At 36.9% G+C, this 12,013-nt stretch carries 13 protein-coding genes; 3 read left to right on the top strand and 10 right to left on the bottom strand.

The features are described 5' to 3' along the window. Positions 1 to 20 precede the first annotated feature (20 nt). Positions 21 to 503 (bottom strand): YajQ family cyclic di-GMP-binding protein, encoded by a 483-nt coding sequence (locus H5120_RS01440; RefSeq protein ID WP_002958753.1) that lies wholly within the window; start codon positions 501 to 503, stop codon positions 21 to 23. 152 nt (positions 504 to 655) lie between these two features. Here H5120_RS01440 and H5120_RS01435 point away from each other — a divergent pair, with 152 nt between their 5' ends. Next, positions 656 to 1,009, top strand: coding sequence for a VanZ family protein (locus H5120_RS01435; RefSeq protein WP_002958754.1), 354 nt, complete (start codon positions 656 to 658; stop codon positions 1,007 to 1,009). Then, positions 1,002 to 1,904 carry a ketopantoate reductase family protein gene (locus H5120_RS01430; protein WP_182673350.1) on the top strand — a complete coding sequence of 301 codons (903 nt, stop codon included), beginning with the start codon at positions 1,002 to 1,004 and terminating at the stop codon, positions 1,902 to 1,904. The genes H5120_RS01435 and H5120_RS01430 overlap by 8 nt, the downstream gene beginning before the upstream one ends. Positions 1,905 to 1,929: 25 nt before the next feature. Here H5120_RS01430 and thiI read toward each other — a convergent pair whose 3' ends face one another. Together thiI and H5120_RS01420 are read right to left on the bottom strand one after the other, a co-directional pair. Continuing rightward, a complete protein-coding gene (gene thiI, locus H5120_RS01425) occupies positions 1,930 to 3,387 on the bottom strand; it encodes a tRNA uracil 4-sulfurtransferase ThiI (RefSeq protein WP_149602230.1) in 1,458 nt (485 codons plus the stop codon). 97 nt (positions 3,388 to 3,484) lie between these two features. Continuing rightward, complete coding sequence (locus H5120_RS01420; RefSeq protein ID WP_002958757.1) at positions 3,485 to 4,138, bottom strand: TetR/AcrR family transcriptional regulator; 654 nt, start codon at positions 4,136 to 4,138, stop codon at positions 3,485 to 3,487. 198 nt (positions 4,139 to 4,336) lie between these two features. Here H5120_RS01420 and coaD point away from each other — a divergent pair, with 198 nt between their 5' ends. Beyond that, complete coding sequence (gene coaD, locus H5120_RS01415) at positions 4,337 to 4,828, top strand: pantetheine-phosphate adenylyltransferase (RefSeq protein WP_024595945.1); 492 nt, start codon at positions 4,337 to 4,339, stop codon at positions 4,826 to 4,828. Between the two features lie 35 nt (positions 4,829 to 4,863). On the opposite strand, the gene H5120_RS01410 is transcribed toward coaD, so the two are convergent. From H5120_RS01410 to H5120_RS01380, 7 genes are all read right to left on the bottom strand, one after another. After that, entirely contained in the window at positions 4,864 to 5,370 is a 507-nt protein-coding gene (locus H5120_RS01410; RefSeq protein ID WP_182673349.1) for a hypothetical protein, read from the bottom strand. 102 nt (positions 5,371 to 5,472) lie between these two features. Further along, positions 5,473 to 5,988: a hypothetical protein gene (locus tag H5120_RS01405; RefSeq protein WP_138488651.1), complete on the bottom strand. Its 516-nt coding sequence runs from the start codon at positions 5,986 to 5,988 to the stop codon at positions 5,473 to 5,475. 961 nt (positions 5,989 to 6,949) lie between these two features. Next, positions 6,950 to 7,483, bottom strand: a complete 534-nt coding sequence (locus H5120_RS01400) for a hypothetical protein (RefSeq protein ID WP_024596069.1) — start codon at positions 7,481 to 7,483, stop codon at positions 6,950 to 6,952. Positions 7,484 to 7,499: 16 nt separating this feature from the next. Further along, on the bottom strand, positions 7,500 to 7,700 hold the full coding sequence (locus H5120_RS01395; protein WP_024596070.1) for a hypothetical protein: 201 nt from the start codon (positions 7,698 to 7,700) through the stop codon (positions 7,500 to 7,502). A gap of 260 nt (positions 7,701 to 7,960) precedes the next feature. Continuing rightward, a complete protein-coding gene (gene argH, locus H5120_RS01390; RefSeq protein WP_002958762.1) occupies positions 7,961 to 9,826 on the bottom strand; it encodes an argininosuccinate lyase in 1,866 nt (621 codons plus the stop codon). 51 nt (positions 9,827 to 9,877) lie between these two features. Further along, entirely contained in the window at positions 9,878 to 11,080 is a 1,203-nt protein-coding gene (locus H5120_RS01385) for an argininosuccinate synthase (protein WP_182673348.1), read from the bottom strand. Continuing rightward, the gene (locus tag H5120_RS01380; RefSeq protein WP_149593651.1) at positions 11,077 to 12,009 is read right to left on the bottom strand and encodes an ornithine carbamoyltransferase; all 933 of its coding nucleotides are present in this window, start codon (positions 12,007 to 12,009) and stop codon (positions 11,077 to 11,079) included. Before H5120_RS01380 ends, H5120_RS01385 begins: the two co-directional genes overlap by 4 nt. Between the last annotated feature and the right edge of the window lie 4 nt (positions 12,010 to 12,013).

Genomic DNA, 12,013 nt, shown 5'->3' with positions numbered 1-12,013 from the left:
TATTAAAAACAGTTTATAAATTAGTCGCGAAAGTTTTTAAACTGAAAAGGCTGACCTAAATCGGCACTGCGAACTACCTGCATTGCTTCTTGAAGATCGTCACGCTTTTTACCTGTCACACGCACTTCTTCGCCTTGAATAGCGGCTTGTACTTTAACTTTTGAATCTTTAATGGCTTTAACCACTTTTTTGGCCATGTCTTTTTCGATACCTTGCTTTAACCCAACGTTACGAAATACATTTTTTCCTGCACGGCTAATATCTTGAAGTTCTAAACTAGCTACATCCATACCGCGCTTTGAAATTTTTCCCGCTAAAATATCGAACAACTGCATAACTTGAGAGTCAGCTTCTGCTTTAAGCTTAATTGTTTTATCGTTTAGCTCAATAGATGCATCAACGCCTCTAAAATCAAAGCGAGTCTCTAGTTCACGGTTTGCGTTATCAACCGCATTTTTAGCTTCGTTCATTTCTACTTCAGATACAATATCAAATGAAGGCATTAGTATACTCCTAACTATTTAATCTTAATTTTATGTGGCAATTATAACGCTAAAATTATAAATCTTTACATTTTTCTGCATCTTGTTCAGGTGCGATACTAAATTAGTTTGATATACTTGCGCCTCTTTTTTAAGCGATTTTAGGATTTGTCGTGACAAGGCGTGTTTATCAAGCAGTTTTTTTAATCAGCATAGTGGCTTTCACCTTTTTATTTGCTAAAGAAATAAAAGGTGGCGTTGTAAATTTATTCCCTCATGTTGATAAAGTCGCCCATTTTGGGATTTTTTTTATATTAGCCATAATAATGGATAAGGCTTTTAAGCTTCCTTTATATGCTCAAATACTCTTATTAGCAGGCTATGGCGCCTCGATAGAAATAATGCAAGACGCACTTCCTTATAGGCAAGCATCACTTGGTGATTTTTTTGCTGATTTTGCAGGTGCTGCAAGCTACTTTTTACTTAGAGTAATTTTTACACCTCGAAAAAAGAACCCACATGGCTAATATTTTAATCGTTGGCGATGGCGCTATTGGCTTGTTGCTGAGCCACTTTTTGAGCGCATCGCATAATATCAGTGTTTTAACTCGTAAAAACCCAACAAACACCCGCTTTTACAGCAGAGCTAAGGGTGCATCAAAAAAAATTAACGCAAAATTTATTTCATTAAATCAGTTAGATAAAGCAACTGAATTTGATGTAATTTTATTTACCGTTAAAGCTTTTCAAGTGCTTGATGCGTTTTCTCAAATAAAGCCATTTTTACCGACACATTGCTCTGTTGTACTTTCGCATAATGGAATGGGCAACGTTGATGAGATAAATAACCAGCTAAACACCCATCAAGCACTCTACTTTTTAACGACAAGCATAGCTGGCTTTAAATCAAACCAATATATTGTGCAACACACAGGTGAAGGACAAAGCGTTATTGGTGGCTGTAATGAGCTTGCACTTCAAAATAGCGCGCCAATAGCTGATATTTTTAAAGTAATACCCAATCTAAAGTTTACTAATAACATTCAGCAGCTTCGTTTTGAAAAGCTACTCGTCAATATTGCCATTAATCCATTAAGCGCTTTAAGTAATGTAAAAAATGGCGAATTACGTGCACCTAAGTACAATACAATAATTTTTAATGCACTCACTGAAGCATGCAATATTGCAAAGGCTCAAGGGCTTAATATCCCATTAATTAAAGCTCTCAATACCGCTTATAAAATAATGGAGTTAACCGCAAATAATTACTCATCAATGCAGCAAGATATAGCTCACAATAGAGAAACTGAAATATCAGCTATATGTGGCTATATTAGCCAACAAGGTAAACTTCACAGTATTCCAACGCCTTACAACGATGAGTTGTTAGTTAAAATTCAGGCAAAAAAAAGCGTGGTATAAACCACGCTTATATAAGCTTTTAACTTTACGGGCGATAAACTTTTACAGTTTCGAAGCCCTGTTCGTGCAGCATAAGTGCCTGTAGTTGGCTCATTACGCCTCTGTCACAATATAAATAGTAGTCGGTGTCTTTTGGTAAATCACCAAACTTAGTAGCCAAACGGAAGAACGGCAAATGCACCACTTCAACACCATCGATTGCAAGCGGTGCAGCTTCTTCTTCTTCTGGTGAGCGAATATCAATTACTACAGAGCCTGCAGGTAAATCAGCAACCGACTCAGCCTCTTTTAGCTCTTGCTTGGCTTCTACGTCAATATCGCGTACATCCATTATGCGCGCGTTATTTACTACGGTATCTAGCACATCAAAATCGAACTTTTCTTCTTCGGCTTCTATTACTTCAATTTTAGCTTTAACTGTCGGCTTTTTAGAAATAACACCACAATATTCAGGCATCGTTTCAGCCATTTCAGCTGTACCAATTTGGCGAGCAAGGTTAATAATTTCTTGTTTATCATTTTGAATTAGCGGGCGTAAAATAAGTGTTTCGGTAACGCGGTCAATCACGCTTAAGTTCGCTAATGTTTGACTAGATACTTGGCCAATACTTTCACCAGTGACAAGCGCCTGAATGTTTAACTTTTCAGCCACTACACTTCCTGCTCGCATCATCATACGTTTAAGCACAACACCCATTTGGCTGTTTTCAACGTTTTCTAAAATTTCAGCAACAACAGGTTCAAAATCAACTGTTATAAATTTCACTTTATGTGTTGAGCTGTATTTTTTCCATAAAAAATAGCTCGCTTGCTTAACACCAATCTCGTGTGCTGCGCCACCTAGATTAAAGAATAAAAAGTGCGTACGTGCGCCTTTACGAATCATTTGGTAACTTGCTACGCCAGAGTCAAAACCACCCGACATAAGCGAAAGCACGTCTTCTTGCGTTGGTAGTGGAAAGCCCGCCATACCAAAATGCGTTTGCGAAACAATGTAAGCTTTATCGTCTTTTACTTCTAATCGTATTGTTACTTCTGGACGGCTAAGCTTAACGCTTGCGCCTTCAATATGTTGATTTAGCCCACCACCAACATAACGCTCTAAATCAGTCGAGGTAAAGTCGTGTTGGCCTATACGCTTAGCACGCACACAAAAAGTTTTACCCACAATTGTGTGACCCACTAACGCTATTGTTTTTTGATAGATATCATCGAGAGTTTCAAATTGTGTTTCGGTTACTTCAATAAACTGAACGATACCAGGTATGCGTTTAAGGCTGTCGATAAAATCAAGGCGAACTTGTGCATCTTCAAGCTTTGTAACAACTGAAATATTATCCCAGTTATTTCTTACTTGTACTTTTTCGTCAAGACGTCGCAATACAATTTTAATGTTATTTTCTAACACTTTAGTAAAGCGTTTACGGACCGAACGGCTTTTGATGGCTATTTCAGGATGTAGTTTGACGATAAATTTAAGCATAGTTCACTCTTAGACTGCGGGAATTCGCGCTCCCAGGCATTTGGCGCGCGATTATAGCAAAAAATTCAGCGTCTAGGAAACAGCCAAAAGGCAACGGCTAAACAACAGTTGGGGCTTGTTGTGCTAATTCAGTGTATTTTTCGCGTAATAGGTTCATTTTATCAATACTTTTATCGGTACTGTACGCTCTAAATAATGTAAGTACTTTTAAAATACCGTGATATATATCTTGCTCAGCAAGGGTACCGCTTGGCCTACGAGCCTTAATATAAGGCGTCCAAAAGCTAACAGTTAACTTTAGTGTATGGGCTAAATCAATGACATCTTGCTCATCAATAGCAATCATTTCACTATCGCGAAGACCTAGAATAATTTTACGAACTTGCTCTAATAACTCTAACTGAAAATCAATGTAAGCTTGTTTTAGCTCAGTGTCTCTGGCGAGTATATCGCCAAGATTGTCGTAAAAAAAATGGTAACGCCACATCAATTCAAATAACGAATCTAAATAAGCCGTTAAATGATTAAATGCATCATCATCTTTATTAATAGGTTTAAAGTGAGTATTTAAATGATCGCGATACAGCGCAAAAATATGACGGATAATGTCTTCTTTATTTTTAAAATGATAATAAAGATTACCCGGGCTCATCCCTAAGTTTGATGCAATATGATTTGTCGTTATTGCACGCTCACCATTTTCGTTAAACAACAAAATACTGGTGTGTATTATTTTATCCTTGGTATTCATATGCTAATACTCAAATTATCTATAGGCTACATTACACTAAAAAGAGGTAAACAGTATAAACAAATATGAATCATTAAAACACTCAAACCTTGGACTGACCTGTTCAAAGAAAGTAAGTGTTTATATGCTTTATTAGCTAGGCTGCTTTGTGGCATAAACACTGTTAAACTAGCGCTAAAATCATAAATAGTGAACATTATGAAAGTTATTGCAATTTATCCAGGCACCTTTGATCCACTAACCAATGGTCATACAGATCTTATTCAACGTGCAGCTAAAATGTTTGATACTGTATTAGTTGCGGTTGCGAACAACCCAAGTAAAAAACCCTGTTTTAACCTTGAAGAACGTGTTGAACTTGCAAACTCTATTTTAAGTCACTTAGATAATGTTAAGGTCATTGGTTTTTCTGGCTTATTGGCTGACCTTGCGCGCGATCACAATGCTAATGTGCTTATTCGTGGTATTAGAGCGGTATCTGATTTTGACTATGAATTTCAATTAGCTAACATGAACCGCCGCCTGAATCCTGATTTAGAAAGTGTATTTTTAACACCCGCAGAGCGAAATTCATTTATTTCATCAACGCTTGTTAAAGAAGTAGCACGTCACAATGGTGATGTAAGCGAGTTTGTAGACCCTGTAATTGTCAAAGCGCTAAAAACTAAATTGGGCTGTGGTGCCAGTTAATAATAAATAAGGCCTGTTAGCACTGAAATCCATTACTAATAGGCCCTTTTATTAAACACTTTATTTAGCTTTCCTTCTAACCAAGCAAGTTTTAAAACATCTTTACCTATAAAGAAAACTAAAACCATGGTCAAATCTGTAAAATTTATACCTACTATGTACACCCACCAGAACCACCAAAATTCATAATGGTGCATAACATCATTATCTATATACATTGCAAAAAATAATAAAGTGTTTATACCTAAACCAAATAATAAATAAATGTATACACCGCTCATTTTTATAAAAAAACCAGATAAAATAATAACAAATAGAGTAATACTATCGAATAAGAAAAAATCGAAGTAAGTTATCGAGTCCATATCAATAAAAATACTAGAAGAGTAAGAAAGTGCCATGATGAAAGATAGCCAAACAATGCTTTTATCTGCGTTATTTATAGAGCTTACTAAAGAATATAGAAAAGCCATCAAAAAGCCCCACTGTACAAATGCACCTATATAAAAAGAGATATTTGTATTTAAAAGTAGCTCAATCATCTCACCCCAACACTATATAAACCATTATTGTACCGCTTAACATATAACGGCAACATAAAAAATGCACAAAATCACTCTTCTTTTAAGTTGAGCTTTACTGCCTCAGCGATCTAAACTTAACCCTCTAACACACCTTAAAAGCTTGTTTAAGCCTAAAACATCCTTATTGATGATTAATACCAATGCCATTGTAAAGTCGACAAAATACATTCCAAAAATATAAACTGTCCAAAACCACCAATAGTAAAGAGTACCTGCAATTTCAATATCGTAATGCATACCTAAAAATAAACATGCATTAATAAAAAGCCCTACAATTAAATAGTCAAAAGCAATTGGTACTAATTTTTTATATATAAATCGCCAAAGTATCAGGGCGCTAATAGTAGCAAGATCATAATAGAAGTAATTTAGGTGAGGATTTTCAATCAGTGGATCCATAAAAAGACTAGATATATATGAAACCATCATTATAAATGAAAGATGCGCTCTACTTTTATCATTTTTATTAATACTCGCTGATAGGTTATATAAAAATGCGATTAGGAAGAACCATGTAAATAGTATTGCTACGTTATATCCTAAATCTACCAGTGCCCAAAGTATGTCAGCTACCACTATTATTCCTTTTCATAATACTATTGTGGAACCATGTTTTAATTGCAGCTAAAGCTAAAAAATCTTTGTTTATAAAAAATATAGCTAGCATCATAAAGTCGGCTAAATTAATAACAATTGAATAAAAAAACCAAAACCACCAAGGTTCGTAATTTTTAAAAACTGACACATCTATATACATACCAAGAAACAATGATGAGTTTATAATCAACCCTAACAACAAGTAGATCGATATAAGATTTTCAATAATGAACAACCTTAAAATAATAATGGCGAAAATAGTTGTTATATCAAACAAAAAGAGCTGAAGATACGATATGTGTTGTATATCTATAAACAGGCTTGAGGAATAAGAAATTGACATAACAAATGATAACCATACAGCTTCTTTTCGAGGTTTGTTAATACTTATAACTAATGAGTACAAAAAAGCCATTAAAAAGCCCCACTGTACAAATGCACCTATGTAAAAAGAAATTGCTGGATTAACTAGAATATTATCCATTATTTTTGAGATTTTTGTTGAATACTAGTGACAGAATCATTAAAACATCGAACATATTTACACCAACAGAATAAACACTCCAATACCACCAAGGCTCATAGTTATACAAGACGTATAGATCGTAATGTAATATTAAGGTAAGCACAGCATTTATTATTAACGCAAAGATGATGAAGTGAAAAGCCATAGAGCGGTGAAGTACTTTAAAGTACTCTAAAATTAATAAAGCTAAAATAGTAACAAAATCGTAGAGCATCGAGTTTAAATATAAACCTTCTAATAAGTCTATATAACCACTAAAAACATATGAGCAGAGCATAAGCGCAGATAAATAAACAGGAGACTTATTTTCTTTATTTATCGTAGAGGTCAAACAATACAGAAAGGCCATTAAAAAGCCCCACTGAGTGAAGGCTTGTACATAAACCATTAGGGGTTCAGTAACGTACATTTAAGCTAAGTTACTTTGTGGGTATCGTTTGACTTGAAGTAATTAAGGAGTTTGCTTTTTAATTTATGAAAACCAAGTAAGTCTCTATCTACAATCAAAATAACAATCATTATAAGATCGATTATATTGACTGAAAATGTATACAAATCCCACAAGAACCAAGGTTCCCTGTTATTGTAAACATACATATCTAAGTACATACACAAACTCAATAATGAATTAACTATAAGGCCTATTAATAAATACATAAATGAGGGAGTTGTTTTTTTTAATAGTAAATAAACTGATAATAAGGCACCCACCGTAGCATAATCATAAAGTGCCCAATCAAGATAAAGTGAGCTTTCAACTGATAACCATGAGAAAAAATAGTCTGATGTAGAATAAGAAAACATCATAATGAAAGAACTGAGCAATAAGGTTGTATTTCTTTTTATATCTAATGAAAAAACAAAAATATTAAAAAAAAATGCCATCAAAAAACCCCACGAGGCAAAAGCTGATAGCGAAAAGAAACCAAAAAACTCAGTTAAAAACATTCATTACCTTCATTAATTATTTTGGTTTATTTGGGGGATAAAGTATCACACCACCACGCTGTAAATCAGTACTCGCAGCAGCCATAGCTTCTTGTGAGATGCTTACTGTATCAGATTGCAGGGTTTTAGGGCTAGCAGTTTGTTCCATTGCAGGCTTTAATTGTTGTGTTTTGTTGTATGCTTGCATTTGTAATTGGCTATTAGCTGAAACTTGCATGTGATTGATCCTTGTAAAAGTTTTAATTATATTCGGTGCAACTTTTAACCACATTATTATGTAGATAAATGCATTACCTGTTTTAAGCAGTGATAGCTATTTTGCTATCTATCTTATACTTAGCAACCAATGTGCCAACTTTTTTTGACGCATTAAAACTCACTCAAAAAAATATAATCAAACCAAACAACTCCGACCAGTTTACTGCAAATATAAAAAAACGCACAGGGATAACCGTACGTTTTTTGTATCCAGGGAGTTTAAGCTACGTATTTACACGGGATCTCCGCACGTGTACTTAGCTTCAAAATATATTCCATTGCTACTTCGTCACAATTTTCTTTACGAAGGCAAAGTTCACAATCTTTCATTACTTTTTCAGGCAAAGAGTCTTTGCTACAAAAAGTAAAACGTTGCTGTTCAAAAAAATCGGGGACACGGGTCAATACAATAACTCGGTTAAGTGCCAATTTTTTGGCTTTAGTAAGTAGGTGCTCTACAAGCTGTCTACCCTGCCCCGTCACTTTACTTTTTGGGTCTATACCCAATGAGCGTATTTCAGCAAGGCCGGTATCGTAAATGTATAACGATGCACAACCTGACACTTTTCCATTTATTTCAGTAACTGCAAACTCGTTAATAGAGTGCACCATATCGCTTTTTGCACGAGGTAGGTTTTCGCCTACCGTTGCCCAATGCTGTATAAGTGTTGCAATTGCCTCTACATCATCTAAATTTGCATCACGTACCGTTATTTGCTGTTTTTTTTTGGCTTCTTTAACAGCATTAGTTACTTGCTCAATAGACGTCCCACCAAGCGCTTGACGCGCTTTTATACACGCATCAATTTCAAGTACTGGGTAAACATCGTCTTCAAATACAGTGTTTACTGATTTGTACTGCTCAAGTGATAGCTCCTCAAGCGTTTTACCTTCGCTAATCGCAAGCTGTACAAGTACACCCACAATGTGATGCCCTTCTCTAAATGGCACACCTTTAGCAACTAAGTAATCAGCAAGTTCGGTGGCATTAGCGTGGCCGCCTTTTGCCGCTGCTAACGTTTTATCACCATTTACTTTTACGCCTTTAATACATGCTTGCGCCATATGAATACATGCAAGCCATGTTGGCATGGCGTCAAACAGGCCTTCTTTGTCTTCTTGCATATCTTTATTGTATGCAAGTGGCAGTGCCTTTAATGTCATCATCATAGCGCTAAATGCACCAAATACACGTCCGGTTTTACCGCGAATAAGCTCAAGTGCATCAGGATTTTTTTTCTGAGGCATGAGCGATGAGCCTGACGTTACGTTATCAGCAAGCTCTATAAATCCGGCTTCACCCGAATTATAAAAAATCAGATCTTCAGACATACGAGATAAGTGAATCATCGAAATAGACGCACAACTTAAAAGATCTAACACGAAGTCACGATCAGATACGCCATCAAGGCTATTTTTTGTAGCCGCTGTAAAACCTAATCCGTGGGCTAATGCTTGGCGATCAATCGGATAAGCTGTACCTGCTAATGCACCACTGCCTAATGGGCAAAAATTCATACGCGCTTTAGCATCTTGCAGGCGGCTTTCATCGCGCTCTAGCATTTCTACATACGCCATACACCAGTGGCTAAACAATACTGGTTGTGCGCGCTGTAAATGCGTGTAACCAGGTAATATTGTGCCAAGCTCTCGCTCTGCAAGCGCTACAAACTCGCCTTTTAGCTGTGCAATGGCATCTAGTAAATGATCGGCTGTATCACGGCACCATAGTCTAAAATCGGTGGCAACTTGGTCATTACGGCTTCGGCCTGTATGTAATTTTTTAGCTAAATCACCTACTTTTTCAATTAGAGCAGCTTCAACATGTGAATGAATGTCTTCTGCACCTGAAGTAGCAACTGATTGTGGATCAGCTTTAACTTCTTCAAGTAGCTCATTTAATGCAGCAACTAATTTTGTATGCTCATCACTTGAAAGTACATTTACCTGTTCAAGTGCACCAGCCCATGCCACAGAGCCAATAATATCTTGCTCTGCTAACTGGTAGTCAAAGGGAAGAGAGTCGTTAAATTGCTTAAACGCCTCATCTGGACCCGTAGAAAAACGTCCGCCCCATAATGCCATGAAATCTCTCCAAACCCTGTAGTGCCCCTTTTATAAGGGGCTATAAATAATTTACTTTTTAGCCAATGCTGAAATTCTGCTTGAAAGCGAGAATAAACGAATAAAGCCTTCAGCGTGTGACTGGTCATATACATCATCTTCGCCAAATGTAGCAAATGCTTCGCTGTATAAGCTATTTGGTGATTGCTTTTGAACCGCAGTTACTTGACCTTTATATAGCTTAAGTACCACTTCACCTGTTGCCACTTTAGAAAGTGCTTCTGCACCGGCTAAAATAGAATCTTTAAGTGGTGTAAACCAACGTCCGTCGTACACTAAATGTGAAAATTCACCACCTAGTACTTCTTTCCACTTACGGCTTGCTTTATCAAGCACTAGCTCGTCAATGGCTTGAAGCGCAGCCATAATTACTGTGCCACCTGGTGTTTCATAACAACCGCGTGACTTCATACCTACTAAACGGTTTTCTACAATATCAACACGTCCAACGCCATGAGGCGATGCAATATCGTTTAATTTAACTAAACAGTCATATGGTTTAAGTTCTTCGCCATTTACAGCAACCACTTCGCCTTCAACAACTTTTAAAGTTACTAGTTCTGATTTATCTGGTGCTTGCTCTGGAGAGTTAGTCCAAGTCCATACTTGCTCAGTTGGTTGACACCATGGATCTTCAAGCTCACCACCTTCGTGCGAAATATGCCAAGCGTTAGCATCACGGCTATAAATTTTTGTAGCTGATGCTGAACACGGAATGTCACGCTCTGCTAAGTAATCAAGTAATGATTCACGACTCGATAAGTCCCACTCACGCCATGGCGCAATTACTTTTAAATCTGGAGCAAGGGCTGCAAAACATGATTCAAAACGAACTTGGTCATTACCTTTACCAGTACAACCATGAGAAAGTGCATCAGCACCTACTTTACGTGCAATTTCAACTTGTGCTTTAGCAATAATAGGACGCGCCATAGACGTACCTAGTAAATAAGTACCTTCGTAAACCGAGCCCGTTTTAAGTGTTGGATAAATGTAATCACTTACCATTTCATCTTTTAAATCAACTACGTAACATTCTGAAGCACCTGAAGCGATTGCTTTAGCTTCTACGCCTTCAAGTTCTTCTGCGCCTTGACCTACATCCGCTACAAACGCAACAACTTCACAACCGTAGTTTTCTTTTAACCATGGCACGATAGCCGATGTATCAAGACCACCTGAATAGGCTAAAACGACTTTTTTAATTGAACTCATAGGTGTTCCTTAACAAAATTTGGATTTAGTAATGTAACTAGCAAAGCATTTTGCGCGTGCATGCGATTCTCTGCTTGTTGAATAATTTTCGATGCTGGACCATCCATTACCTCAGAGGTAATTTCAAATTCACGGTGTGCCGGTTGGCAATGTAATACCGTAGTTGCACCTGTTTGATCTAGCAATGCCTGATTTAATTGATAAGGCATATATTTTTCTTTAACTTGCTCAAGCGGTGTTGTATCACCCATTGATACCCATGTATCTGCATATACAACGTTTGCACCCACAGCCGCTTCAACACGGTCACTTACCATTACTGATGCGCCATTCATTGCTGCTATTTGCTCAGCCTTTTTAAGAATTTGCGAATCAGGCGAGCTACCTTTTGGCGTTACGGCAACAAAATCAGTGCCAAGCGTTGCCGCTAAAAGCATTAATGAATGAGTTACATTATTGCCCTCACCTAAGTAAGCTACTTTAAGCTCGCTCACATCGCCGTGAACTTCTTGAAGCGTTAAAAAATCAGCAAGAGCTTGGCATGGGTGGTATAAATCACACAAACTATTTACTACCGGTACTGATGCGTATTCACCTAATGTAGTTAATGTGCTGTGCTGATTTACGCGCGCAACAATACCATCGGCCCAAGTAGAAATATTAAGTGCGAAATCTTTAATTGATTCACGTGCACCCATAGCGCCATTTTGCTGATCTAAATAAACTGCATGGCCACCAAGGCGGTTAATACCTATATCAAACGATAAGCGAGTACGTAAACTTTGTTTTTCAAACAATGTTACGATTGATTTACCCGATAATACTTGGCTGTATTTTTCTGGCTTTGCTTTTATATCTTGCGCTAACTTTAATAAATTAAGTGCGCCTTCTTGGTCTAATTCTAAACCCGTTAAAAAATTCTCAAACATAATA

Origin of the sequence: Pseudoalteromonas sp. SR43-2 (genome assembly GCF_014163885.1) — a bacterium.
GTDB classification, from domain to species: Bacteria; Pseudomonadota; Gammaproteobacteria; order Enterobacterales; family Alteromonadaceae; genus Pseudoalteromonas; species Pseudoalteromonas distincta.
The sequence above is the reverse complement of the archived record's forward strand: the minus strand, read 5'-3'. Positions and strand labels throughout refer to the sequence as shown.

Bases quoted from the DNA above. Each gene is read 5' to 3' on its own strand.
- H5120_RS01440 (WP_002958753.1), bottom strand. From the start codon at position 503: ATGCCTTCATTTGATATTGTATCTGAAGTAGAAATGAACGAAGCTAAA.
- H5120_RS01430 (WP_182673350.1), top strand. From the start codon at position 1,002: ATGGCTAATATTTTAATCGTTGGCGATGGCGCTATTGGCTTGTTGCTG.
- thiI (WP_149602230.1), bottom strand. From the start codon at position 3,387: ATGCTTAAATTTATCGTCAAACTACATCCTGAAATAGCCATCAAAAGC.
- H5120_RS01420 (WP_002958757.1), bottom strand. From the start codon at position 4,138: ATGAATACCAAGGATAAAATAATACACACCAGTATTTTGTTGTTTAAC.
- coaD (WP_024595945.1), top strand. From the start codon at position 4,337: ATGAAAGTTATTGCAATTTATCCAGGCACCTTTGATCCACTAACCAAT.
- H5120_RS01410 (WP_182673349.1), bottom strand. From the start codon at position 5,370: ATGATTGAGCTACTTTTAAATACAAATATCTCTTTTTATATAGGTGCA.
- H5120_RS01400 (WP_024596069.1), bottom strand. From the start codon at position 7,483: ATGTTTTTAACTGAGTTTTTTGGTTTCTTTTCGCTATCAGCTTTTGCC.
- H5120_RS01395 (WP_024596070.1), bottom strand. From the start codon at position 7,700: ATGCAAGTTTCAGCTAATAGCCAATTACAAATGCAAGCATACAACAAA.
- argH (WP_002958762.1), bottom strand. From the start codon at position 9,826: ATGGCATTATGGGGCGGACGTTTTTCTACGGGTCCAGATGAGGCGTTT.
- H5120_RS01385 (WP_182673348.1), bottom strand. From the start codon at position 11,080: ATGAGTTCAATTAAAAAAGTCGTTTTAGCCTATTCAGGTGGTCTTGAT.
- H5120_RS01380 (WP_149593651.1), bottom strand. From the start codon at position 12,009: ATGTTTGAGAATTTTTTAACGGGTTTAGAATTAGACCAAGAAGGCGCA.